Here is a 25,809-nt window from a genome sequence, read left to right on the forward strand (position 1 = left end):
GATAGACGTTCTTTATGCGCAAACTGACTTCTGTAGTCACTATCTTTTTAAAAAAAGCTCCGGCCCGCCGACTGTACGACAACGCATTTTCCTGTACAGGAATCTCACCTGTTCGCCTGAAAGCTTCCTTTCATTCAATTATTCACCTGACTTCATTATACAAATGAAGTCAGGTGTTGTCAAATCAAATGTTTTTTAGTTCTCTTTTACGATAACCTTATCCAGGTGCCAGATATCATCTACATACTCCTGAATGGTTCTGTCGGATGTGAACTTACCGCTGCATGCTGTGTTCAGAAGTGCCATCTTCGCCCAGCGTTTCTCATCTTTGTATGCTGCCTCAACACGTTTCTGTGCCTCTGCATAGGAACGGAAGTCGCCAAGGATGAAGTACTGGTCAGGTCTCGGCATGTTGCGTTTGTCGAGAAGTGAATTGTAGATGTCACGGAACATCTCTGTATCGCTGGAGAAGGTTCCGTTGATCAGCTGCATCAGTACCTGACGGATCTCCGGATCTGTGTTGTAGATGAAGTCCGGATCGTAACCGCCGTTGTTCTCATAGTTGATGATCTGGTCGGAGCTCATACCGAAGATAAATGCATTCTCCTCGCCAACCTCCTGTACGATCTCAACGTTAGCACCATCCATGGTTCCAAGTGTCGGAGCACCGTTCAGCATGAATTTCATGTTACCTGTACCGGAAGCCTCTTTACTTGCTGTGGAGATCTGCTCGGAAACATCTGCTGCCGCAAAAATGATCTCAGCGTTGGATACACGGTAGTTCTCGATGAATACAACCTTCAGCTTACCGTTGATGGAAGCATCATTGTTTACAACATCTGCCACACAGTTGATCAGCTTGATGATCTTCTTTGCACGTGCGTAAGCTGCAGAAGCCTTTGCGCCGAAAATAAATGTTCTCGGATAGAAATCCATCTCCGGATGTGCCTTGATCTGGTTGTACAGATAGATCACATGAAGGATGTTCAGAAGCTGACGTTTGTACTCATGAAGTCTCTTAACCTGGATATCAAAGATGGAGTGCGGATCAACCTCAACACCATTGTGCTCCAGGATATATTTTGCAAGACGCTCTTTGTTCTTGAACTTAATAGTCATGAACTCCTGAAGAGCTTTGTCATCATCTGCGTAAACTTTCAGTTTGGAGATCTGGGAAAGATCTGTGATCCAGTCCGGTCCGATCTTGTCTGTTACCCAGTCAGCCAGAAGCGGGTTTCCATGAGCCAGGAAACGTCTCTGTGTGATACCGTTTGTCTTGTTGTTGAACTTCTCAGGCATCATCTCATAGAAATCTTTCAGCTCCTGATTCTTCAGAATCTCGGTATGAAGGCGTGCAACACCGTTTACAGAGTAGCCTGCAACGATAGCAAGATGAGCCATCTTAACCTGTCCGTCATAGATGATCGCCATCTTCTTAACCTTCTCGTAGTTTCCAGGATATTTCTGCTGGATCTCAAGAATGAAACGACGGTTGATCTCCTCAACGATCTGGTATACACGCGGAAGCAATCTGGAGAACAGCTCGATCGGCCATTTCTCAAGTGCCTCGGACATAATGGTGTGGTTGGTGTATGCACAGCATTTGGTTGTGATATCCCATGCCTGATCCCAGCCAAGACCTTCCTCATCAATGAGGATACGCATCAGCTCTGCTACTGCAACAGTCGGATGAGTATCGTTCATCTGGAATACAACCTTCTCATGAAGTTTTGTGATATCATCATGAGTTTTCTTATATTTGGCAATGGCTGCCTGAAGGCTGGCAGATACAAAGAAGTACTGCTGTTTCAGACGAAGCTCTTTACCTGCCATATGATTATCATTCGGGTAAAGTACCTCAACGATGGTACGTGCAAGATTCTCCTGCTCAACTGCGTTGTGGTAATCACCTTTGTCGAAGGAGTCCAGGTTAAAGTCTACGATCGGCTCTGCGTCCCAGATACGAAGTGTGTTTACAACATCGTTGTTATAACCTGTGATCGGCATATCGTAAGGAACAGCCTTTACTGCCTGATATCCCTCATGGATAAATTTATTCTCGTTCTTCACCGGATCCCACTCAACACGTACGTATCCGCCGAAATGAACTTCTTTTGCATACTCCGGACGACGGAGCTCGAAAGGATAGCCGTTCTTCAGCCAGTTATCCGGTACCTCTACCTGATAACCGTCACGGATCTCCTGCTTGAACATACCATAATGGTAGCGGATTCCGCAGCCGTATGCGCAGTAGTTCAGTGTTGCAAGGGAATCCAGGAAGCATGCTGCCAGTCTTCCAAGTCCACCGTTTCCAAGAGCCGGATCCGGCTCCTGGTCTTCGATGCAGTTAATGTCAAGTCCAAGCTCCTCAAGAGCCTCCTTAACCTCGCCGTATGCACCAAGGTTGATCAGGTTGTTTCCAAGGGCACGGCCCATAAGGAACTCCATGGACATATAATATACGATCTTCGGGTCCTGTTTTTCATACGCCTTCTGGCTCTTAAGCCAGTTATCAATGATCACATCTTTTACTGTGTAGCTTACAGCCTGAAAGATCTGCTCCTGTGTAGCCTCTTCCAGTGTTTTTCGATAAAGGAATTTTACGTTTTCTTTTACGCTTTTTTTGAACTCCTCTTTCTCAAACTGCTTGTCAATCATTAGTTTTCCTCCTGTACTTTGGATACTCCCAGTGTTACAGCCTCTTTGTTGATGTTCCATTCTTTGGTGTAACCCTCTGCTTCTCCCAGAACAATGTTTTCTGCCAGTACTTCTCGTTTGATCTCATCCTGGTTTGCTTTCATGATATCCATGATCTTATCGTTATCTTTTGCATAGACAATAATCTTGTCCATGACTTCGAAACCAGCCTCTTTACGCATGGTCTGAACCTTGCTGATGATCTCGCGGACAAAGCCCTCCTGGATCAGTTCAGGTGTAAGGTTTGTATCAAGGACAACGGATGTTTCACCGTCTGTCTCTGTCACATAGCCCTCGCTCTGGGCTGTTTCGATCAATAAGTCTTCCTCTGCAAGCTCGACTCTGTTTCCGGCAATGTCAAGAACGAGAACACCATTATCTCTCAGCTCTTTCATTGCTGCGGTTCCGTCGATCTCGGAGAGTGCGGTACGGATGCCGTTCAGAAGCTTGCCGTATTTCGGTCCTACTGTACGGAGCTGCGGCTTGAAACTGTAGGAAATGAAGGACTCTACATCATCTGCGAATTTCACTTCTTTTACGTTAAGCTCATCTGCGATGATATCTGTATAGAATTTATCCATAGCTTTCTCAGCTTTTACATACATGGTTCCGATCGGCTGACGGTTCTTGATGTTTGCGGTATTTCTGCATGCACGTCCGAGAACAACGATCTCAAGAAGCTCTTCCATGTTTGCCTCAAGCTCCTTGTCGATCCATGCCTCGTTTACCTCCGGGTAATCACAGAGATGGATACTCTCCGGAGCGTCTGCATCAATGCTTCTTACAAGGTTCTGGTAGATATCCTCTGTCATGAACGGGATCATCGGAGCTGCAGCCTTGGCAACTGTTACCAGTGCTGTGTAAAGTGTCATGTAAGCATTGATCTTATCCTGCTCCATGCCCTTTGCCCAGAAACGCTCACGGCTTCTTCTTACATACCAGTTACTCATATCGTCAACAAATTCCTGAAGTGCTCTTGCAGCCTCCGGAATCTTGTAGGAATCAAGATCTGCATCGACAGTCTTCACCATGGTATTCAGCTTGCTGAGCAGCCATTTATCCATAACCGGAAGCTTATCGTAATTTAAAGTATATTTAGTCGCATCAAAATTGTCAATGTTCGCATACAATACAAAGAATGCGTAAGTGTTCCACAGAGTGCTCATGAACTTTCTCTGTCCCTCTACAACTGCCTTACCGTGGAAACGGTTCGGAAGCCATGGAGCACTGTTGATGTAGAAGTACCAGCGGATAGCATCTGCGCCGTATTTGTTCAGTGCGTCAAACGGATCAACGGCATTTCCCTTGGACTTACTCATCTTCTGTCCGTTCTCATCCTGTACATGTCCCAGAACGATTACATTCTTATACGGAGCCTTATTGAAAAGCAGTGTGGACTCAGCAAGAAGGGAGTAGAACCATCCTCTTGTCTGGTCAACAGCCTCGGAGATGAAGTCTGCCGGGAACTGCTGCTCAAACAGGTCTTTATTCTCAAACGGATAATGATGCTGTGCAAAAGGCATTGCTCCGGAATCAAACCAGCAGTCGATAACCTCCGGTACACGATGCATGGTCTTGCCGCAATCCGGACACTTCATAGTGATGTCGTCAATGTATGGGCGGTGAAGCTCGATGGTCTTCGCACGCTCGTCACCACTCTTCTCATAGAGATCCTGGCGGCTTCCCACGGATTCCATATGTCCGCACTCACACTGCCAGATGTTCAGTGGTGTTCCCCAGTAACGGTTTCTGGAAATACCCCAGTCCTGAACGTTCTCAAGCCAGTCACCGAAACGTCCCTTACCGATGCTCTCCGGAATCCAGTTGATAGTATTATTGTTACGGATCAGATCATCCTTTACTGCTGTCATCTTGATGAACCAGGACTCACGTGCATAGTAGATAAGCGGTGTGTCACATCTCCAGCAGTGCGGATAATCATGCTCGAATTTCGGTGCGTCAAAAAGCTTGCCCTCTTTGTCAAGGTCTGTGAGAACCATAGGGTCCGCTTTCTTTACGAATACACCGGCATATGGTGTCTCTTTGGTCATGTTACCCTGTCCGTCTACGAACTGTACGAACGGAAGGTCATACTCACGTCCGACACGGCTGTCATCCTCACCAAATGCAGGTGCGATATGAACGATACCGGTACCATCGCTCATGGTAACGTAGTTGTCACAGGTTACGAAATGAGCTTTTTTGCGCTGTTTTGCTGCTGCCTCGCCTGTGCATGCAAAAAGCGGCTCATATTCCTTACGCTCAAGGTCTGTTCCTTTATATTTCTCAAGAATCTCATATGCAGGCTCATCATCCTTTGCAAGCTTGCCGAGAACCTTGTCCAGAAGTGCTTCTGCCATGTAGTAGGTATAGCCATCTGCTGCTTTTACCTTACAGTAGATCTCATCCGGGTTTACACAAAGTGCAACGTTGGATGGAAGTGTCCACGGTGTTGTTGTCCATGCCAGGAAGTATGCATCCTCACCGACAACCTTGAAACGAACGATAGCAGAACGCTCTTTAACAGTCTTGTATCCCTGGGAAACTTCCTGTGCGGAAAGCGGAGTTCCACAACGCGGGCAGTAAGGAACGATCTTGAAACCTTTGTAAAGAAGGCCTTTGTCCCAGATTTCTTTCAGTGCCCACCACTCGGACTCGATGAAGTTGTTGTCGTATGTTACATACGGATGCTCCATGTCAGCCCAGAAACCAACGGTAGAGGAGAAATCCTCCCACATTCCTTTGTATTTCCATACGCTCTCTTTACACTGCTGGATAAATGGCTCAATTCCGTACTCCTCGATCTGTTCCTTGCCGTCAAGACCAAGTTTCTTCTCAACCTCAAGCTCAACCGGAAGTCCGTGAGTATCCCATCCTGCTTTTCGCGGAACCATGTATCCCTTCATTGTACGGTATCTCGGGATCATATCCTTGATAACTCGTGTCAGAACGTGTCCGATGTGTGGCTTACCATTAGCGGTAGGCGGTCCGTCATAAAATGTGTATGTCTCGCCCTCTTTACGGCTGTCCATACTCTTTTCAAAAATCTTATTGTCTTTCCAGAATTTCTCAACTTCTTTTTCGCGGTCAACAAAATTCAGATTCGTGTCAACTTTACGATACACAATTTTTACCTCCTGTGTCTGATTACTGGCTGCTGTCTCATTTATAAGATGCAGCGGTTTATTTCTTCACAGATACTTGTTCGTGCCAGTGTTTCTTTCGGGCACTTATAAAAAAAGACCCCATCCTGTAAAAGGACGAAGTCTGATTCGCTGTACCACCTGTTACATTATACGGGCCTGTGTCCGGATCCCTGCACCTTATCCTGTGAGGACTCTATTGTCCATGTCTTTCCATGGCGGACATTACTGTATCTGCCGATATATGTTCCCTGTAACGGAGGAAATCCGTCAGTTCTTACTTGAAATTACTGATATCTGTAACTCAGATATCGTTCCCCGGCTGCTTCCGGCCAACTTCAGAACTGAAGCTCAGGAGTGATATTCCATCATATTTACTCGCCCCGGGCTCTCACCATCCCCGGTTCGCTGCCAGTTTTCCATATGACTTACTGTCTCCATCACAGCTTTTTCTATATACGCTGTATATTATAGGTTGGGGAAAATCTATATGTCAAGTGTTTTTGACGGATTTCCTCTTATTGAATGTGCATATTTACGCATATTCATGGAACAAAAGCTGTGGTTCCTCAATTTTCACAGACTGTAAGTGGTTTTTCCAAAAAGAAAGTGGTATACTACTACAGAATCACGCAGACGGTGATATGTCTGCATCACATATGGGCAGATTTTCGCCCGGATTTATTATTGAAAGGTATTTTATGATGAAAATTTCAAAAAAACGATCCCTGCGCCGGATCTTTGCAGGTATTCTCTGTATGGGAATCCTTTTCACAGGTACACAGCCCTGTGCCGCAGCAGCTTACGGATACGATGAATATGGTGATCCGATCGTTACTGCCACACCGGTTCCTGACGCACAGACAGCAGATTCCTCCGGTCAGGCTGCAGCAGACACCGCTCCGGCACATTCCAGCTACTATTCACAGGCCGCTGATACAGACTCTATTGAAGGCTGGCCAACAGGCCCGAACATAGAAGCACAGGCTGCAGTTCTTATGGATGTGAATACGGAGGCAGTCCTCTATTCCAAAAATGCAGATACACAACTTTATCCGGCCAGTATCACCAAGATCATGACAACTCTTCTGGCCTGTGAAAATTTAAGCCTGAAAACTAATATCGTAGTCTCTGACAGTGCTTCTGCCAGTGTGTCTGCCGGAGATTCCAGTATTTACGCCGCTCCCGGCGAAAAATTCACCAGAGATCAGGCTCTTATGGCTGTTATGCTTCAGTCTGCCAACGAAATGTCCGTAGCTGTTGCCGAGAAAGTTTCCGGCTCTGTAAAAAAATTCACTGAGCTTATGAACTGGCGCGCCAGACTTTTCGGATGCAAAAATACTCATTTTAACAATCCAAACGGACTTCCCGATGAGAATCATTACACCACAGCTTCCGACATGGCAAAAATCGCGAAATCTGCCTGGATGAACCCGCTTTACCGCAAGTTCTGCACCAGACGTTACTATGAGATTCCTCCTACAAACAAATTTGCGGAAGCAAGGCAGCTTCTGAACCACCACAAGATGATCAAAAACGGGGAATATTATTACGAAGGTGTTCTTGGTGGAAAAACAGGTTACACAGATGCATCCGGAAATACACTCGTCACCTATTGCAGGCGTGGAAATACAACACTTGTAGCAGTGATCCTGAATTCTACTTCTGCCGCAAACGCCTATGGTGACACTGCTTCCCTGTTTGATTATGGTTTTGGAAATTTTGAAAAAACAGATATGAAAGTGTCCATGGAACCAGTCCCGTTTAAGGTACTTCCATGTGATAAATATATTCTTAAGAACAACGGAAATACTTATCCGTTTTATTATAAGACAAAGGTTTATGTGACTTTACCAAAAGGAATTGACAAATCACAGCTTACCAAACGCCAGGCCGTTCTCCAGAATGCTGCCGGCCCGCTGCGTCTGAAAAGCAAATATTATTACAAAAAACAAATGGTTGGCTGGGGAATGCAATACGAACGGAATGTCGTATCAGATCTTCTTGTCCAGGCTTCTTGAGATTTTTCTGCGGCGGAGAGATTCGTGCTTTTCACGGATTTCATCCGCCGCTTCTGTATCTTCTGCTTTCAGGGTTTTTACCCCGAAATATTTTCCCTCATCGGTTTTTCGGATTCTGATCTTCCCTGCAACGGGTCCATGCTCGTGGCAGAGGGCAAGGCTGTAATATACCTTGGAATTGTTGGTACTGAACCAGCGGATCTTCCGCTTGGCAGGGCATCTGCAGATAGGACACACCGTGCTCACCATAGTGCGGTCCTTCATCAGGCGTTCTTTTGATACAAATTCCCTGGATACAAACTTATCATGATCTGTATAGGAAATATAAATTTCCTTCTCTTTTGATTTTGGATTCTGGTATACATCCAGGGATGGATGACGGATCATGCAGGCTTCATCAATCTCCAGAAGGATTCTTGCCGTATAGCTGGCATCTGCCAGTGCCCGGTGAAAATCCCGGTTCTTCGGAAGTTTAAGATAATCAATGGCATATTCCAGGGAACGTCTGGCAATTCCATCTTCAAATTTCACACTGAAAAGCTTCTGCACATCGTAATAATGTACCGGGCCCGGGATCAGCTTCAGAAGATTATAATATTTCATATTACGCTGAAGCTCCATTACATCCTGATTCCCCCAGGTAAAAAAACGGTACTCCTCTCCACACCAGTCCAGAAATCTGCGGATCGCTCGTGGAAAGGGAATTCCTTTTTCAAGCTCATGATAATCCACATGGATCACTTCATGAATGCTGTCGTGGATCCAATGGTACACTTTGGGCTTGATCAGGCACTGGAAGGTGTCGATGATCTCTCTTTTTTCATTTAATTTTACTGCCCCGATCTCAATGATCTCAAAAGGGAGTCGACTGTCCGGATGTTTTCTTCCATCCGGATTCTGGTTCCATTCCAGGTCAAATACAATATAGTTCATGGGTTTTCTGTCCTCTTATCTGACAGTTTCAAACCGGTATCCCGTTTCCCGGTCACAGACTACTTCACGCTTTCTGTCCGGTTACTGAATAAATTGCTTCAAACAATTCCTGCTGAAAGCTTTCGGTATCTGCGTCTGTCAGGATCATATCTTTTATTTTTTCTTCATCGTGCAGCCACCAGCGGAAATCACACAGCATGGCACCTCGTCCGGCTCCGTCAGAACAGTCCACATCCAGGATCGCTTTTTCCATCTTAAAGAATTCCGGATGAAGCAGATACATGAAAGGTACTGCGTCATGGATACTTGCCACGCAACGGTATTTGGATGAATTTTCAAGAACATATCCTGCCATATCGCCGCAGGCTCTGGCAACCGGATTACCGGACTGACATAGCTTCATGATCTGGTTTCTGGTAAGATTACATTTCATCGTGGCATCCAGTCCACACATAACAAGGGGAATCCCTGCCTCAAACACGATCTTGGCAGCCTCCGGATCCGCATAAATATTAAATTCCGCTGCCGGAGTAACGTTTCCGCCTTTCACAGCACCGCCCATAAATACGATCCTTCGGATCTTATCTTTTACTTCCGGAAAAACTCTCAGAAGCAGCGCAAGATTGGTCATAGGTGCTGTCTCGATAAAAGTCACCTGCTGTCCTTCCGGAAGATCATCCAGTATCTCTCTGATAAAAAATACTGCATTGTCTGATGCAGCCTTCGTTCCTGTTTCCGGAAGTACGCAATGTCCCAGTCCTGTTTCCCCGTGGAATTCTTCTGCATGAATCACTTCTTTTACGAGGGGACGTTCCTGTCCTCTTGCCACCGGTACTTTCAGTCCGTAAAAATCTACCAGTTCCAATGCATTCTTCGTTACTTTATCGATGGTCTGATTTCCGGCAAACGTTGTTACTGCAAGAAGTTCTATCTCATCCTGATGCGCTGCTGCATACGCCAGTGCAATACCATCATCGATCCCCGGATCGCAGTCCATGATAACCTTTATTTTCTCTCCCATATCTTCACCCTTGTAAAAACCTTCCCGAAATTTATATATACTGTCCTGAAAAACTCTGCTGTAATAATTTTTATTTCCGCTGTTTACCTGTCCTCAAGTATAACAGAGTCAAAAAAAAGTGTAAAGATATGAAAAAAACCCTCTGCCGGGGCATGGCAGAGGGGTGAAAAAAAGGGGGTTACATTTATTTAAACAAATGCAATGTGCAATTTGGAGTTTTGAAACGTATCCAATGTCTGTTTGGGTTGTTCCGGACATTGTTATTACTTAATCAATGGCAATGAATTTCTTCTCTTCTACTTCTTTCTTGGTCTCTTCTTTCGGGAATGTCAGATGAAGGATTCCGTTGTCGTATTTCGCATGGATGTCTTCATGCTTGATACTCTTACCAATATAGAAGCTTCTGTTGCAGGTTCCAGTGTAACGTTCTCTTCGAACATATTTACCTTTACCGTCCTTCTCATCCTTTTTCTCTTCTCTGGTTGCCTGGATGTTCAGATAACCATCCTTCAACTGGATCTTCACATCTTCTTTCTTAAATCCCGGAAGATCGATATCCAGTTCATAATTTCCGTCAACATCACGGATATCTGTCTTCATCATATCTTTCACCTGAGGATAAGCATTGGCAGCTGCCTGACGGCCTGTTGGATATCCCATGAAATCATCAAATAAATCTTCTCCGAAAATACTTGGCATTAACATAACTCATTCCTCCTGATCTATATTCGCTGCGTATTATGCAGGCGTTTTTAATTTACTGTTTCTGAAAACTCTGTAAGAACTTTCTCCGGAAGATTTCTTTTTCTCTCTTCCTTTGTTCTGTATGTACTATAACACGTATTATTAGCACTGTCAAGAGATGAGTGCTAATTATTTTGTGAAGAATTTGTGAAGCCTTGATTTTATGCAATGTCATTAACTTAAAGCAGACGATATTTATTCTAAAAAAATTAGATGTCTTCTGCTTTTTTTTATATGCTTATATTGTAAAAAAAAACCATGAACCTGCCGCAGAAAAGGATGTGATGCTGATGAAACATTCTCAAAAACGTACATTCATGGACATAGAAAAAATGAGTTCTAATGAATTTAAGGCATTTTGTCGGCAGACGGCTCAGACATTAATATTCCTACCACTGCTGAAACGCTGGAACTGTATGGTTCTGCAAGCCGAAAAAATACAAAACCCCAGGCTCAAATAGGATTAGGCTGTATCTATGATGTAATGAATCGCATGATACTAGAAAGTGATTGTAACAAAGTAAAATTTGATGAGATGCGCCTGGCATAAAAGCAATTAGAGCGAATACCGGAAACAATAGGAAATATTCCATTTATCATTATCATGGACCGAGGATATCCTTCTACACCTGCGTTTATACATATGATGGATAAAGGTATTAAATTTATCGTACGTTTAAAAAGCAGTGATTATAAAAAAGAATAAAGCAGTCTGTCGGAAAATGATCAATTGGGTCAATCGGATATTCGCAATCCGCTTTCGCTACTTGCTCATAACCGAATAACTGTTCCGCAGTTTATCAGGAGGGGCTTGTACCCCTCCTGATACAAGTAAGTTGAATAATCCGGGGTGAAATCCATCACCTGTCCGGCGTATGGAAATCAATGTTCCGTTTTTTAGGGAATCACGATTCCGGCAAAAATGGAATCACATTTTTCCTAAACCCTTATAATGATGTTATGCACTTTTAGTGTAAATTCATTATGAGGAGGTCACGATTATGACCAAATATCGAGAAATCATCCGGCTTACCGGATTGGGATTCTCACAACGTAACATCATGGCAAGCTGTGGTGTTTCACAAAAAACTGTCGTCAAAGTTCAAAAACGTGCCAGAGAACTAAATATCTCTTGGCCTCTTGATGAATCAATGACCGACACAGAGCTTCAAAAGCTCATGTTCTCGAAAGAGAGCAAGGTATCTGCCAGTAAGAAGATGCCCGACTACGCTTACATCCGTAAGGAACTGCTCCGTAATGGAGTCACCAAAAAGCTCTTATGGACTGAGTACATAGAGGATTGCCGTGCCAACGGTGAAGAACCACTCATGTATTCACAATTCTGCTATCACATCCAACAGGATGAGCAGAAACATCGTGCTACCATGCATATCAACCGTAAACCCGGCGAACAGGTTGAGGTTGACTGGGCTGGTGATCCGGCAACAATTATTGATCCTGACACTGGTGAAATCTTAAAATCTTACATCTTTGTAGGTGTAATGACTTACAGTCAGTATGCATATGTGGAAGCATTTCTGGATATGAAGCAGAGATCATGGATCAATGCTCATGTCCATATGTATGAGTACTTTGGCGGTGTTGCCAGAATCCTCGTACCGGATAACTGCAAAACCACAGTTATTCACAATGGGGGATGGAAAGACCAGCAGATCAATGAAACTTATCAGGAACTAGCTGAACATTATTGCACCGCTATTATTCCGGCTCGTGTCAGAGCTCCCAAGGATAAGCCGAATGCTGAAGGAACGGTAGGAAATATCTCTACCTGGATAACAGCAGCACTTCGGGATGAACAGTTCTTTTCCCTTGCAGAATTAAACCGTGCAATAAAAGATAAGCTAGAACTGTTCAACCAAAGGCTCTTTCAGAAGAAAGAGGGTAGTCGGCGAAGCTTATTTCTTGAGGAAGAAAAACCATTGCTGGCACCATTACCTGCTACCCGTTTTGAACTGAGCGACTGGAAAACAGCCACCGTCCAGTTCAATTATCACATATCTGTGGACGGAATGCTATACTCAGTTCCCTATGAATACATCAAAAAGAAAGTTGATGTCAAGATAACAGATACCACTATTGAAATTTTTTACAATCATAACCGCATTGCTTCCCACCGCCGTCTGAAGGGGCGTCCTGGGAAGTACAGCACTGTCACGGAACATATGCCGGAAGACCACCAGAAATATCTGGAATGGAACGGCGACAGGTTCCGCAAATGGGCTGAACGGATTGGCATAAATACGTACACTGTGGTCAATGCGATACTGACCTCCAAACGTGTGGAACAACAGACCTACCGAAGTTGTATGGGGCTTCTGAAGCTTGCAGAGAAATACTCAGATGCATTGTTTGAAGCAGCCTGTAAAAAGGCACTATCTTATACAGCTTCACCCAGTTATAAGAGTATTAAAAACATCCTTGTAACAGGTTCTGTAAAACCGGAATCAGAAACTACTGAATCCAAGACTACACATAAAGCACACGGCATCACAAGAGGTGCCGATTACTATCGGAGGTAAACATATATGACGAATCAGAGTACAATAGATAAATTAATTGAAATGCGCCTTACTACTATGGCAGATGCGTTCCGCAACCAGCTGGATGATACGAAATTTAAAGACGTACCATTCGAGGACCGTTTTGGTATGCTGGTGGACATCGAATACAGTAATCGTAAGAATAATCGTCAGAAACGATTGATCCGTAATGCTGGATTCGACCAACCGGAAGCAAGTATCATGGATATCAATTACACTTCCGGACGCAAGCTTAACAAGGGTCTTATTAACCGACTTGCAACTTGCGAATATATATCTGAACACCGGAATCTTTTTATCACCGGCGCTACAGGCTGTTGTAAAACTTACATGGCCTGCGCCTTTGGTATGGAGGCTTGTAAGCAGTATTTCAATACCAAGTATGTCCGTCTTCCTGATCTGCTTATTGATCTGGAGACAGCACGGACAGATGGTAACTACAAAAAAGTCATGGCGAAGTATGCAAATCCAGTTGTCCTGATTCTGGATGAGTGGCTTCTCTTGAAACCGACGAATGCAGAACAAAGGGATATCTTCGAACTGCTTCATAGGAGACGTAAGAAATCTTCAACGATTTTCTGCTCCCAGTATGCATTTGAGGAATGGTATGAGCAGCTCGGCGGTGGTGACAGTCCTCTGGCAGATGCGATCATTGATCGTATTGCCCACGACAGCTATCGAATAAATATCACGAGCATTGATGCTGAACATGATAGATCAATGCGTGAGGTATATGGCTTGGATAAAGCACTACGCGAGTAAACTCGCATAATTACACAGGTGATTTCCACTTCCGGACATCTGATTCCCAAATTTCCGGAAGTGCGATTTCATCGCACGAGAATATTCATAAGTCCCACCCACTGCTTATTGCTCCTCGCAATTGAAGCAGGGGACTTACTTGATTCGGTTAAAATAAAACTTGATAAGTCAAGAATCAGACATTATGAAGGGACGATAGATGGAGAACGTATGAAAGAACTGGGAGAAAAGATATGAATTCATTCGTTAAAGCGACAGCTCCATACTCCGATTACATTTGTATAAAAATATACGATAAGACCAGATGTAAGTGCATATACTACATTACATGCAACATCTCCCATACCATAAGCTATTTTTTCTGATATGCTTGTCTTCATATGCATTCCCCACTTATTTTCCATTCCGCTTATTTAAATCCTCAATAATCTGCGGATACATTTTATCAAGTTTGTAAAATCTTAACAATATAATATTCAGTACTCCAACAACAAACGGAACCGCAATAAACAGCAGTTTAATTGCAAATACTGCGGATCCTGCCTGTGTATCTGCAAATGACAGTGTTCCATCATATTTGCTGAAATTGAGTACCCATCCAATGACCGCCGTAACAATACCTGCTGCGATTGTTCCTACAAATCCCTGCATACTAAATGTCAGACCTTCAACACGAATTTTCGTTTTCCATTCCCCATATTCAACTGCATCACTTACCATCGCAGAAGACACTGCAAGCAAGAAGCAATATCCTATTCCCCTCATAGCAGCTGTAATAATCAGTACCGTTGTATTTTCTGTAAATGGTAACAATATCACATAGCTGACACAGATAATAATCCAGCCAAACATCGTAGTCTTTCCTTTTCCATACTTCTTCACAACCAGATGTACAAAGAAAAAGGTTACAATTGCAGGAACTATATAAGCCGTATTCAATACACTAATCATACTGCTATTATGAAGAACCGCTTTACTATAATATGTATTTACCGTACTAATAGCTTGGAAGAATATATTAATACAAATAGATATCACCATCAGCATATGCCAGTATTTATTTTTCAGCACTGCTTTTACTCCGTCAATAACACGAATCTTTTCTGTCTTCTCTTCTTCATTTTCATGAATTCTCTCTTTACACCCTGCAAAACATAAAAAGAACAGAATTGCTGCAATAACTCCAAATATTCCATATACGATACTCCACGCTTTCTTTTCCCCCACATACTCTGTCATAAAGTTTACCAATGGGAGTGTTCCTGCTGTAACAAGGAGACTTGCAATCTGTCTGTATAATAGAACATCAGAAATGTTCCCATAGATGCCCAGATAATATTGCTTGCCGCATCACCGCAGCCATAAGCCATCTTTTCTTTTAGGGCAAGTTTCTTTCCTATTGTATCCATCACTTCATTCCTCCTATCCGACATTCATCACATTCTTTTCATCTGATACAACACACAACCATGACTATCTACTTCTTCTGCTGCTTCAGTTGCTTTTTTGCCGGACCAGATTTCTTTTGCATCCTCTTTGATATATATTTCTGCTAATTTATCAGGAATTTCTTTCTTTTTATCCGATACATTAAATATTGCAATATATGTATTCTCTTCGTTTTCTCCTGACCAGACAATCCATTCATCGTCTCTGTACTCTTGTCTCTGTCCATCCAGTGTACGATGCATCTCGTTTACCTCTGTATTTGTTAACAATGAGAGCGTCCACTCATCCAAATCAGCTAGTTCTCCGCCATACATCAGTGGTGACTGAAAGATAGACCACAATGTGATCATTGTCTTTTGTTCTGGCTTTGTAAAGCAGGTCATACGGTCTGCCTTTCCACGTTCACCTGAGCGGATTCCAATATGCCCCAATGGAAGCATGTCACAATCAGGCCAGTTTCCTTTACGAATAAATGGTGACCAATAATTACAGCGGTCAAACATATCATACAGCAATTCCCACTCATCCCAGAAATCATCTGTCAATCTCCACATATTTGCAGTTTTTTGAAGAAAACTTCCATCCTGCAGTCTTGCCGGTCCCGGCGAAAGGGAAAGTACAATGTCCCGTCCCGTTTTGTCGATAGCCTTTCGAATCCCTTCAATTTCCTTTCTATGTGAATCTCTGTAAATCGTTGAATATGCGATATCATCAACTTTAATGAAATCAACTCCCCAAGAAGCATACAATTCCATAAGCGAATCATAATATAACTGTCCTTCTGGAATTGACATATCCACTCCATACATATCTGAATTCCATGGACAGATACTGTTTATTGCAATCTGATCTGCTGTCTTATCCGTTCCTTTGATATGCATTCTTCCATGAACAGCCTGTCTTGGTATTCCCCTTAAAATGTGAATACCGAATTTCAACCCTAATTGGTGTACATATTCAGCAAGTGGTGCAAACCCAACTCCATCTGCTGAACTTGGAAAACGATTTTCAGCCGGAAGCACACGACTATATTCATCTATCTTCAAATCCGCAAACTTGCGATATGCTGCTGACTCAGCTCCTGGCTCGTACCACTGAATATCTACAACCACATAGTTCCATCCATATTTCTTAAGCTTTTCTGCCATAATATCTGCATTTCTTTTTACTTCTTCTTCTGTAACAGACGCTCCATATACATCCCAGCTGTTCCATCCTTTTGGTGGTGTTTTTGCAAATTCTAACATATCTCTTTCCTTACCTTTCCATTTTATTTTAGGGTGCACAAAATACAGGTCACCTTTTACAAACTGACTTCTTTCTTCTAATAACTATAGCTTTTTACTTTTCTGTGAATTTGAATCGATTCGTTTCCTGTCTGAATTTTTAGATTATTTTTGTCTTTTCTTTCTCTTGTCTACATTGATATCATATACTATAATCTTATTACCATGTTAGTCACTTTTGTTGGATAACTTATAAATTTTGTCGGAAATTGTAGTTTAATAAAAGCAAGAATTTTGTATCTATCGAATATAAATATACAAACTACCGAAAGGAGATCCTATGGAATTAGAAAAATTGAATCTGTACAGAGACACCAGCTGGAATGATATAAAACTTCGTTTCTGCGGTCATTCAGAATGTCTGCCGCTTCATTCCTACGGACCTGGAACAAGACCCTATTATCTCATGCATTTTGTTCTTTCCGGGAAGGGACGTCTTGTTGTTAATAAAACAGAATATCTTATTGAAGAAAAACAGATTTTTTTGATTGAACCGGATCAGATGGTCTTCTATCAGGCCGATAAGGAGAATCCATGGACTTATTCGTGGGTTGGCTTCAATGGCAAACTCGCTCCATACTTCATGCATCGTCTTGGATTCGGTTATCCGTCCCTCACAAAAGGACTTTCTACAGAAGTCTTTGAGGAAATCAAGGATCTCCTTGAGATTCTGATTTCCATAAAAAATGATAGTACAAAAAATGATCTGTATACCAATGGCATTCTTCTCCTTCTTCTTTCAAAAGTTGGTACTTTTATCGAGAACTCCAAAGAGCTTCCCGAAAGAAAAAGTCGTCAGAATTCAGAAAGTCATGTACAGCAAGCAATTTCTATTGTAGAAGATTTCTACGGACGAGGCCTGACAGTTCAGTATATTGCAGACAAACTGAATCTGAATCGATCCTATCTCTCAGAAATCTTTTCAAAGCAGATGGGTGTTCCATTGAAAAAATATATACTGGATTTTCGCATCACCCAGAGTGAAGAATTTCTTTTTACTTCTGACTGGTCCGTGGACTATATCAGTCAGATCTGTGGATTCAGTTCGCCTTCTTATTTTTCAAAAATATTTAAAGAATACCACGGAATTTCTCCTACAGAATATAGAAAAAACCGTCACAAACGCGAACGCCAAATTGTTCTGGTAAAATAAGGGGCTGTCGCATTAAGTATTAGTGCGTAGCTCCTTTTCTTGTGCAAAAAAATAACTGCCAGACCTCGAAAGAATCCAGACAGAAAAAGACGCAAGCCATATTCTTATGACTCACGCCTTTCTGCATAACTTACTTTTCTATTCTTCTGTTTCTAATTCCAATCTCTGTAAAATATCTCTTACAATACCTGCATCTTCAATCAAATTAATTCCAAAACATTTTTTACCTGCGTCCTTCAAAGACGCACCAACATGATATGCTTTCGTTTTATCAAGAAGTCAATCGGATATTCGCAATCCGCTTTCGCTACTTGCTCATAACCGAATAACTGCTCCGCAGTTTATCAGCAGGGGCTTGTACCCCTCCTGATATAAGTAAGTCCCACCCACTGCTTATTGCTCCTCGCAATTGAAGCAGGGGACTTACTTGATTCGGTTAAAAAACGATCATGAAATGCTCTTGTGTACTTCACATCCAGTTTAGGATACTGTGCATTAAAGTTATCTATATCTGTTTGAGATAATTTTGTCCGTTGCAGTGTATAAACTGTCACCGCCACATTTTCTTTCTTCTTTGACAAAATATTTAATGTTCCTACATCCACATATCCATCTACCAGAACAATTTCCGTTTCTGCCTTCTGAATCAGTTCTATTAGTAAACTGAACGCATCATATATCTGACCATCAAAAAATATCTTTTGATTAGACTCCTCATGATCTGATATGTACTCAAAAATTTGCTCCAGCTTTTCATCTGTCTTTTTCTGATATTCAAGTTGTTTTAACTCAACGTTACTAATCCTTTCAAACAAAAGTGCATTGTTGGCTATAAACCGTCTCATTTCTACGAATGCCCGCATAATACCTATGCTTACATTGATTGCCACCTCACTATGTAATACACTGGCTAGCATTGATATTCTCTGCTCTGTAAATACATACGGTAGCGTACGTCTGCCACCTCGTCCATCCTTTTTTCCTGACTCTTGTATTTTTGAGGTGCCAGATTGGCACTTCAAAGATTCTGCTTCTTCTGTTGTAATCTGAAAACAAAAATCTTCTGGAAATCGTTTTATGTTTCAGGATCACTTCTTCCCGTTCTCTGGCTGCCTTGTCTACTTCCAGAAGGTGCTTTCCAATTGTATCCTGTAAAAGCATCACCTGATAGGTTGAATTTCGATGGTTCTTCAGATAATCTCTGCGTAAGAATCCATATTTGCCAAGTTGCTCCATCTGCTCACCGGATTTATAAGTGAGATTCGGAATTTTGACCACAAATTTACGACATTTACGACAAATCTGGCACTGCTTTACAATACCAGACAAAATGACCTATGCCCTGGAAAGCCTGTAAAGCAGGCACTTCTAGGATACACAAGACAGGACAAAAATCGACTTCCATTGTCAAGAGGTGAGCGCTAATTTCACATTTTCCGTACATGGTGGCAGTTACTTTTTCATTCAACCTCTTCACATTTTCCCTTCACATTCTTCTCCACAGGTCTGACTGTTTTTTAACGCTATTATATAACTTCAGATTTTTCTTCCGAATCAGTACGGTGAATCTGTCGAATAATACATCTGATCGATACCGGGACGGTAATAAGGCAGGCTACCGCACCAGATAGCATGACTGCAACATCCTGGAATAGGAACTGGGAATTAAGAATGATCTCCAGGGTATATTGCTGTGTCTGAATGTATGAAAACAATAAAATAGTTCCTCCAAGATAAGCAAACAGCAGCGTATTTACCGTTGTACCGATAATTTCTTTCCCAACCTGATAGCCGGAAGCTGTAAGTTCTTTCGCTGTCAGACCGTTTTTATGAGTCCAGACTTCATATACAGAAGATGTTACAGATAATGCTGTATCGATAACAGCCCCAAGAGTACTGAAAACAGTTACAAATATTCCTACATGAAGCATGTTAATATGAAGGTCCGTACTGTAATAATACATAAAATCGTCTTCCGAAATCTGCAGCTCATTTAACCCGTAACTTCCTGATCTCCATGTAATAATATAAATAGGAATAAACAAAAGTAACATTACCAGCAGTGTAGCCAGAAAAGCCGCCCGCGTCTTTGGATTATTTCCGTTCTGATAAAACAGAGAAATATAACAGACACCTGCACCTGCCACCAATATCAGGAGCAGTACAGGAAAACCGGCAGACATCAGCATAATTGAAAAAAACAAAATTACAATATTCCCCGCCAATGTCATAATTGACATGGCTCCACGCTCTCCGCCAATCAAGATCACCAGAAAAATTAAAATCAATGCAAGAAAAATGATCATTCTCTGACACCCCTTTTCCGTGATGGTATTTTCATAATCGCTGAAGCAATAAAAACAGATACCGGTATTGCCAGTACAATTCCAATACTTTCTATCAGAAAACGACAGATATCATATGGAATGTGGTATCTCACGATCGTTACAAAGCTTATATCATTATTCATCTTAAGTATGAACATGGGAATCATGCCGCTTGCCAGAACAAACAGCAGTACATTTATCATGGTTCCCATAATATCATATCCGATTTCACGACCGGAATGTATCAATCTTCTCAGAGAAACCGATGGATTTTTCCGCACGATCTCTCCTACTGCTGCGCTGATCGTCACCGTCACATCCATAATTGCACCAAGTCCTGTCAGCATAATATCTGCCCAGAATATATCTGCTGAATTGCCTATACTTCCAAGGTATTCCAGATTGGAATAATCCAGATCTCCGTACATATAAATAGAAAATTCAAACAATGCCATGATCAGAAACAGAACACACAGTGTTGAAAGAACTGAGGAAAATGTTTTTCTATGAATTCCATTTAAGCAGATCAATGTAGTCAGTGAAAAAAGAACTGCGATGACATTACAGATATTTAAAATATTTTTCCCTTCTGTAAAAGCCTGAAATCCATACGCAAATATGACTGTATTCAGTATCAGTGATATGATCGTGTAAAATCCCTGCTTTCCTGTAATGCAGATCAGAAGAAAAAATAATCCTCCTGCCAGTAATGCCAAATACCCATCCCTTTTTACAGAACGTATCGTTTTTCCGGGGCTTTCCTTTGAACCGCTTAAAAGAACGGTGTCTCCTTTATGATATTTCTTGGTCTGAACCTGAGAAGATGTATATTCATTAGAGACCGTTATTTTTTCCCCTTTATGCGAACCGTTTAATATCCGTGCCGTAATATTCTGAGTATAGTAATATTCTTTTGAGCCCCTGGTTCCTTCTCTGCTCAGAGTCTGTTTTTCTGTTACGGAACATATTTTTGCCAGCGGTGTATGATAAAATCGGGAATTACAGCAGGTAAACAGAACAAAAATAATATATATACCGGCTAAAAGATATTTTTTGTGAAATACGCAGGATTTCATTAACTTCATTCCCCCTGTAGAAATATTGCAATCGTAAATGCACTGACCTATTGCTTTTTATCGAAGTAACATTGTACGCTTTTTGAAAGTATCGGTCAATATAAGGTATACAAAAAAACAGCAGCAGAACCGTTTTCACAATTCTGCTGCTGCCCCATAATTATTTTAGCAAATACCTGACTCCAAAAAAGCCATTATTTACAAAGCTCAGAAAATGCATCTGCAACAAACTGAACCTTGGTTCCGATGATAACCTGTACAGAAGTTTTTCCAGGTTTGATCACGCCTGCAACACCTGCAGATTTGATCACCTTATCATTTACAGCTGTAATATCCTTAACCTCAAGTCTCAGTCTTGTGATGCAGTTATCAATGCTTGTGATGTTCTCTTTTCCGCCACAGCCTTCAAGGATTTTTGCGGCAATAGCAGTATAATCATCATTTGCAAGTAATATGTTTTTCGCAGCCTCTTAACGCAAATAAAACTATCCTGTCAGGTACAAAGCTTCTCAACTTTGCAATTTGTTCAGGATAGTTTTATTTATTGAAAAAAATATTTAATTTTCGTCAGATATATTTTTATCTGATAATCCTGATCTGGCACGCCTCCATGGCTTTCAGTGCATTCTCATGACTCTCCGGTGTTACGCCAGCGCAGCATGTGGCATCAACACAGATCGGCACTTCCGGAAGGGATGCCTTGATCAGAAGAGCATTGGAGATTACACAGATGTCTGTGCAAAGTCCCACAAGAGTAATGCTTCCGATTCCCTGGTCTTCATTAAGTGTAACCAGTTCGCCCGCCAGATCTGTTGAACCGAAAGTCTCTTTGTCGATCGGCTCTGTTTTTCTCAGTGCATCCAACTCTTTTCGGATCTGCCAGCCTTCGGTATCACGGATACAATGCTTAACCGGAAGGTTTTTCCCCTCCTGTGTTTCCAGATAATATGTCTCATGAGTATCCCTTGTGAAAAATACCTCTCCGTCAAAATTGCGGATCTTCTCTTCTACCTTCGGTACGATCGCAACCGCTTCCTTTGTGCCGAGGGCACCGTCGATAAAATCATTCTGCATATCTACTACGATAAGAATTTTTTTCATTTCCTGTCACCTCCCAATAAATTTCCTGAAAAACTCACACTCATCATCATTGCATCTTTTTGCATCCTCAGATCTCATATTGAGATGGAAAACATGCATCAGCTTCTCCTTCGGACTGCTGTATTCATGAAGCTCACAGAATACATTTTTCTCTTTCAGTTTCCCATACATATATGGTGCCTGTTTGCGTAAGAAATCACCTTCTGCAGTCATAACATATGCAGGCGGGAATTGATCTGTTATGTACAGATCAGAAGATATCCTTTTTAATTCTTCCGGAGTTCCTTTTCCCGGAAGATATTCCTCCATAAGCTGCCTGGTCATATCACTTGTGTCTTCCATGTTATACTGACCGCAGTTTAATGCCACAGCCTTTATCTTCAGTCCTTCCGGTACCTGGAAATCATATTCTTTTGCATACTCTGCATTCGTACAGATATCTGCATACAGTGAAAGAATCTGTCCACCGGCAGAATCGCCCACTGCAAAAAGATTCGCCACGTCCATGCCATATTTATCTTTATTATCAAGAATCCATGCAAAAACACTGTTCGTATCTTCCATAGGTGCCGGAAACTGATACTCCGGTGCCAGCCGGTAAGTGAAATTAACCACTGCAAAACCTCTCTGCGCAATACTCATACAATAATACTGATACAGCTCTTTATCACCATATACCCAGCCACCACCATGTACGCTGACGATCACCGGCAGATTTCCCTCTGTATCCTTCGGACGATATACATCCAGCACCTGCATGGCTGAATCTTTTCCATAAGCAATATCTTTATATCGGATCACATCATCCGGAGCTGTCAGACCTGCATCGCGGATATCATCGCCTTTTTTGAATTCCCGCCTTATTATGCTGCTCATTTTTTCCATTTTCGACACCTCTTTCATTTTTTTCTTAAGTATACCACAAAAAAAAGCCCTGCTCTCAAGTCTGGCAGCTTCTGATTTTCTTTTGCGCACATTCTTGATTGCAGGACATTTTCATTTTTTATTTAATTGTAGCCGTAGGGATTATTTACCTTCAGCGATATCCTTTGTGATCTTCAGGAATTTATCGATATCGTCTGTTCCATGGCAGTGAAGCGGAGAAACACGAAGTGCACCCTCAAGACCAAGAGTCTCTACGATACGTTTGGAATACGGGCTGCTCTTAACACGCTCGAACAGAGTGACACCATGCTCAAGATATCTTCTTGCACACTCTGCAAACTCAATACCCTCGATACCCATGGCAACGATAAGATCTTTATATGTAAGATCCTCCATATCGACATAAACCTGAACACCCGGAATATGACGAAGACCCGGAACTTTATCGGTACCTTCCAGCATACGGTACAGAAGCGCTCTCTCCTGAAGATGAATGTGATTCATACCCTCAACGAAAAGCTCACGCTTATTATATTTATGTGCGGAATCGCCCAGGAAATGTTTACCGATACTGCAAACATAATCAATAACAGCCATCATAGCCGCAAAGTTCGCCGGAGCCGGAGTACCAAGGGCCCAGACATTATCATCCTTGCAGGTCAGTTTGATATGCGGCATTACAGCAACACGGTCAGAAACATAAGCATAACCACAGCCACGAACACCAAAGAACTTATACGGAGCAAAGTTGCAGACATCCACACCCCAGTCTTCAACATCGATCACTGCATGAGGAGCATGCTGAACCGCATCGCTGACAATATAGATATCCGGGTTGATCTCTTTTGCACGACGGGCGATCTCCTTGATATCCATGATATTACCGGAAATATTGGAAGCAGCCATAATGCTCAGAAGAACCGTATCCTTATCCACATACTTCATGATCTCATCCGGATCAAGACCACCGGTTACCTTATTAGCCGGAACCTCACGGAACTCCCTGCCAGTCTTCTTGCAGTAATACTCAACCGCATCATGCGCAGACGGATGCTCCAGAGCAGAAGTAACCGCATTCTTACCCCAGTCAACACCTTCCATGATCGTGCCAACTGCATGGAACATAGTCTGGGAAGCAGTCAGCTCCGTAATCAGTGCACCACTCTTCGCACCAAAAATAACCTCAAGGATCTGCTGAGTACCATCCTTAACATAATCAGCCAGATCAAAACCTCTGCCACGTGCACGCTCCGGGCAATCCGGAAACTCCTCGATCGCAGCCTTAGCCTCAACCGCCTTTTTCAGTCTCAGAGAACCACCAGAGTTCTCAAAGAAAAGACGCGCACCATACTGCGGATCCTTATCTGCATAACAAAACTGAGCTTTCAGTTTCTTCTGATATGTATCTGAAAATAAAACGCCATGATTAAATTCCATAATGATTTCCTCTCCTTCATCACATAAGCCCCGGATTTCCCGGATAATCAACTGTTCATGAACACTCTCATTTCATACGACCGTGTTCATTATATATCTCTCATCAGAAGATAGCATAACACATTTACAAATAGTTATAAAATGAATAATGTAACTGTATTATATTAACATTGTTTATATTTTAACACAGCATAGCGCTGATAGCTCATCCAACTCCCGAGCAGCCACACTACCCTACCGCCCTGAAAAGCCAGCCCGTGAGGCGTGTGCTGCCTGTCGCCGGACTCTGCAGGAGGGGAGCTGATTCTTGGCTGGCGGAAATCTGCGTTGTTTTACAAAAGTCCGCTGTCTGAGCGACTGCAAGACGCGAGTTCGGACTTTTGTAAAACGCTTTTAGCAGATTCCCGGCAGCCTAGAAGCCAGCCCCCGACGAAGCCCCGGCTGCAGGCAGCACACGCCTCACGGGCGTCCCTTTCACAAAAAAAGCCGAACCAGCCACATCCCGCAGCCAGTTCAGCTCAAACCATACAACTACAAACTCACTCACCATCAACCCAGGCAAGCAGCTTCCCGGTAAAATGCCGGTTAAAGAAATGAATCACAGGTCCCAGCCCAAAAGCCGTCACCAGCGTACCAATTCCAATCACACCACCTGTCAGATAGCAGATCAGCGCACAGAGCACATCATTGGACATTCTGTGCCAGAAATAAGGAATCTTCGGCCATCTCTCTGTCATGATCAGGGAAAGGCTATCATAAGGTGCAACTCCCTCATCCGGCATCTGATACATAGACAAACCCAGACAACAAATCACAACACCAACGCACAGTGCCACCAGTCGAATCGGCAAAGCTGTAAGCTCCAGTCCAAACACTCCCGTATAAATATTATAAAAGAACGTAGTAATATAAGCCAGGCACACCGCATTCACAACAGTTCCAATTCCCAGGAATCTTCTGCCAAAAGCAATCTCAATGATCAATAACACGATATTTACAATCAGCTGAAAGTTACCATAAGCCATACCAAGCGTATCTGCAACCGCCATATTCATACCACTGAACGGATCTGTTCCAAGCCCGGCCAGCTTGAAAATTCCAATCCCCATACCTGCAAAAACATTTCCGATACACATGATCAGAACATGCTTCCAGTTAATGTTCTTCAAATACTCCCCCATAAACCTTCTACCTTATCCTCTCTGAAAATATT

The 25,809-nt window shown here is 42.5% G+C and carries 19 protein-coding genes and 3 pseudogenes; 4 read left to right on the plus strand and 18 right to left on the minus strand.

Going from position 1 to position 25,809, the window contains the following annotated elements:
• Window positions 1-195: 195 nt before the first annotated feature.
• Together GPK81_RS01425 and ileS are read right to left on the minus strand one after the other, a co-directional pair.
• Window positions 196-2,658: a glycogen/starch/alpha-glucan phosphorylase gene (locus tag GPK81_RS01425; RefSeq protein WP_215706393.1), complete on the minus strand. Its 2,463-nt coding sequence runs from the start codon at window positions 2,656-2,658 to the stop codon at window positions 196-198.
• Window positions 2,658-5,822 carry an isoleucine--tRNA ligase gene (ileS, locus tag GPK81_RS01430; protein ID WP_215706394.1) on the minus strand — a complete coding sequence of 1,055 codons (3,165 nt, stop codon included), beginning with the start codon at window positions 5,820-5,822 and terminating at the stop codon, window positions 2,658-2,660. Before ileS ends, GPK81_RS01425 begins: the two co-directional genes overlap by 1 nt.
• Before the next feature lie 719 nt (window positions 5,823-6,541).
• Between ileS and GPK81_RS01435 the strand changes: the two genes are divergently transcribed.
• Window positions 6,542-7,861, plus strand: a complete 1,320-nt coding sequence (locus GPK81_RS01435) for a D-alanyl-D-alanine carboxypeptidase family protein (protein ID WP_243003827.1) — start codon at window positions 6,542-6,544, stop codon at window positions 7,859-7,861.
• Here the strand turns inward: GPK81_RS01435 and GPK81_RS01440 are convergent.
• The 3 genes from GPK81_RS01440 to GPK81_RS01450 all read right to left on the minus strand — a co-directional run bounded on the left by GPK81_RS01440 (window position 7,835) and on the right by GPK81_RS01450 (window position 10,520).
• Window positions 7,835-8,794 carry a 3'-5' exonuclease gene (locus GPK81_RS01440; protein ID WP_118062216.1) on the minus strand — a complete coding sequence of 320 codons (960 nt, stop codon included), beginning with the start codon at window positions 8,792-8,794 and terminating at the stop codon, window positions 7,835-7,837. The two genes, GPK81_RS01435 and GPK81_RS01440, sit on opposite strands and share 27 nt — an antisense overlap.
• Window positions 8,795-8,858: 64 nt before the next feature.
• Window positions 8,859-9,815 (minus strand): nucleoside hydrolase, encoded by a 957-nt coding sequence (locus GPK81_RS01445; protein ID WP_118062217.1) that lies wholly within the window; start codon window positions 9,813-9,815, stop codon window positions 8,859-8,861.
• A gap of 267 nt (window positions 9,816-10,082) precedes the next feature.
• Window positions 10,083-10,520 (minus strand): Hsp20/alpha crystallin family protein, encoded by a 438-nt coding sequence (locus GPK81_RS01450; RefSeq protein WP_215706395.1) that lies wholly within the window; start codon window positions 10,518-10,520, stop codon window positions 10,083-10,085.
• A gap of 1,040 nt (window positions 10,521-11,560) precedes the next feature.
• Between GPK81_RS01450 and istA the strand changes: the two genes are divergently transcribed.
• On the plus strand, window positions 11,561-13,099 hold the full coding sequence (gene istA, locus GPK81_RS01455; RefSeq protein ID WP_215706396.1) for an IS21 family transposase: 1,539 nt from the start codon (window positions 11,561-11,563) through the stop codon (window positions 13,097-13,099).
• A 6-nt stretch (window positions 13,100-13,105) separates the two neighbouring features.
• Window positions 13,106-13,882: an IS21-like element helper ATPase IstB gene (gene istB / locus GPK81_RS01460; protein WP_215706397.1), complete on the plus strand. Its 777-nt coding sequence runs from the start codon at window positions 13,106-13,108 to the stop codon at window positions 13,880-13,882.
• A 393-nt stretch (window positions 13,883-14,275) separates the two neighbouring features.
• On the opposite strand, the gene GPK81_RS01465 is transcribed toward istB, so the two are convergent.
• Genes GPK81_RS01465 through GPK81_RS01475 form a run of 3 tightly spaced genes read right to left on the minus strand, consistent with a single transcriptional unit; the run spans window position 14,276 to window position 16,578 of the window.
• Window positions 14,276-15,133, minus strand: coding sequence for an MFS transporter (locus GPK81_RS01465; RefSeq protein WP_174088097.1), 858 nt, complete (start codon window positions 15,131-15,133; stop codon window positions 14,276-14,278).
• Window positions 15,127-15,291 (minus strand): hypothetical protein, encoded by a 165-nt coding sequence (locus GPK81_RS01470; RefSeq protein WP_174088098.1) that lies wholly within the window; start codon window positions 15,289-15,291, stop codon window positions 15,127-15,129. Before GPK81_RS01470 ends, GPK81_RS01465 begins: the two co-directional genes overlap by 7 nt.
• A gap of 27 nt (window positions 15,292-15,318) precedes the next feature.
• A complete protein-coding gene (locus GPK81_RS01475; RefSeq protein ID WP_117569647.1) occupies window positions 15,319-16,578 on the minus strand; it encodes a glycoside hydrolase family 27 protein in 1,260 nt (419 codons plus the stop codon).
• 319 nt (window positions 16,579-16,897) lie between these two features.
• Between GPK81_RS01475 and GPK81_RS01480 the strand changes: the two genes are divergently transcribed.
• Window positions 16,898-17,770: an AraC family transcriptional regulator gene (locus tag GPK81_RS01480; RefSeq protein WP_118071490.1), complete on the plus strand. Its 873-nt coding sequence runs from the start codon at window positions 16,898-16,900 to the stop codon at window positions 17,768-17,770.
• A 138-nt stretch (window positions 17,771-17,908) separates the two neighbouring features.
• Here the strand turns inward: GPK81_RS01480 and GPK81_RS18605 are convergent.
• From GPK81_RS18605 to GPK81_RS01525, 10 genes and pseudogenes are all read right to left on the minus strand, one after another.
• Window positions 17,909-18,049: pseudogene (locus tag GPK81_RS18605) on the minus strand (ORF6N domain-containing protein); the annotation flags it as partial.
• Window positions 18,050-18,114: 65 nt separating this feature from the next.
• The gene (locus GPK81_RS01485; protein ID WP_432366502.1) at window positions 18,115-18,849 is read right to left on the minus strand and encodes an ORF6N domain-containing protein; all 735 of its coding nucleotides are present in this window, start codon (window positions 18,847-18,849) and stop codon (window positions 18,115-18,117) included.
• 1 nt (window position 18,850) lies between these two features.
• A pseudogene (locus GPK81_RS18395) lies at window positions 18,851-19,099 on the minus strand (TnpV protein); the annotation flags it as partial.
• Between the two features lie 197 nt (window positions 19,100-19,296).
• The gene (locus GPK81_RS01495; protein ID WP_118071491.1) at window positions 19,297-20,076 is read right to left on the minus strand and encodes a YibE/F family protein; all 780 of its coding nucleotides are present in this window, start codon (window positions 20,074-20,076) and stop codon (window positions 19,297-19,299) included.
• On the minus strand, window positions 20,073-21,173 hold the full coding sequence (locus GPK81_RS01500; RefSeq protein ID WP_215706429.1) for a YibE/F family protein: 1,101 nt from the start codon (window positions 21,171-21,173) through the stop codon (window positions 20,073-20,075). The genes GPK81_RS01495 and GPK81_RS01500 overlap by 4 nt, the downstream gene beginning before the upstream one ends.
• Before the next feature lie 194 nt (window positions 21,174-21,367).
• Window positions 21,368-21,625, minus strand: a pseudogene (locus GPK81_RS01505) (PTS transporter subunit EIIB); the annotation flags it as partial.
• 127 nt (window positions 21,626-21,752) lie between these two features.
• Window positions 21,753-22,274, minus strand: coding sequence for a cysteine hydrolase family protein (locus GPK81_RS01510; RefSeq protein WP_021975862.1), 522 nt, complete (start codon window positions 22,272-22,274; stop codon window positions 21,753-21,755).
• A gap of 6 nt (window positions 22,275-22,280) precedes the next feature.
• Window positions 22,281-23,159 carry an alpha/beta hydrolase gene (locus GPK81_RS01515; RefSeq protein WP_118071494.1) on the minus strand — a complete coding sequence of 293 codons (879 nt, stop codon included), beginning with the start codon at window positions 23,157-23,159 and terminating at the stop codon, window positions 22,281-22,283.
• A gap of 141 nt (window positions 23,160-23,300) precedes the next feature.
• On the minus strand, window positions 23,301-24,596 hold the full coding sequence (locus GPK81_RS01520) for an aminotransferase class V-fold PLP-dependent enzyme (RefSeq protein WP_215706398.1): 1,296 nt from the start codon (window positions 24,594-24,596) through the stop codon (window positions 23,301-23,303).
• Between the two features lie 539 nt (window positions 24,597-25,135).
• Window positions 25,136-25,765 carry a hypothetical protein gene (locus GPK81_RS01525; RefSeq protein ID WP_330627443.1) on the minus strand — a complete coding sequence of 210 codons (630 nt, stop codon included), beginning with the start codon at window positions 25,763-25,765 and terminating at the stop codon, window positions 25,136-25,138.
• Window positions 25,766-25,809 lie beyond the last annotated feature (44 nt).

This window comes from Blautia sp. MCC283 (assembly GCF_018785565.1).
GTDB lineage: Bacteria > Bacillota > Clostridia > Lachnospirales > Lachnospiraceae > Blautia_A.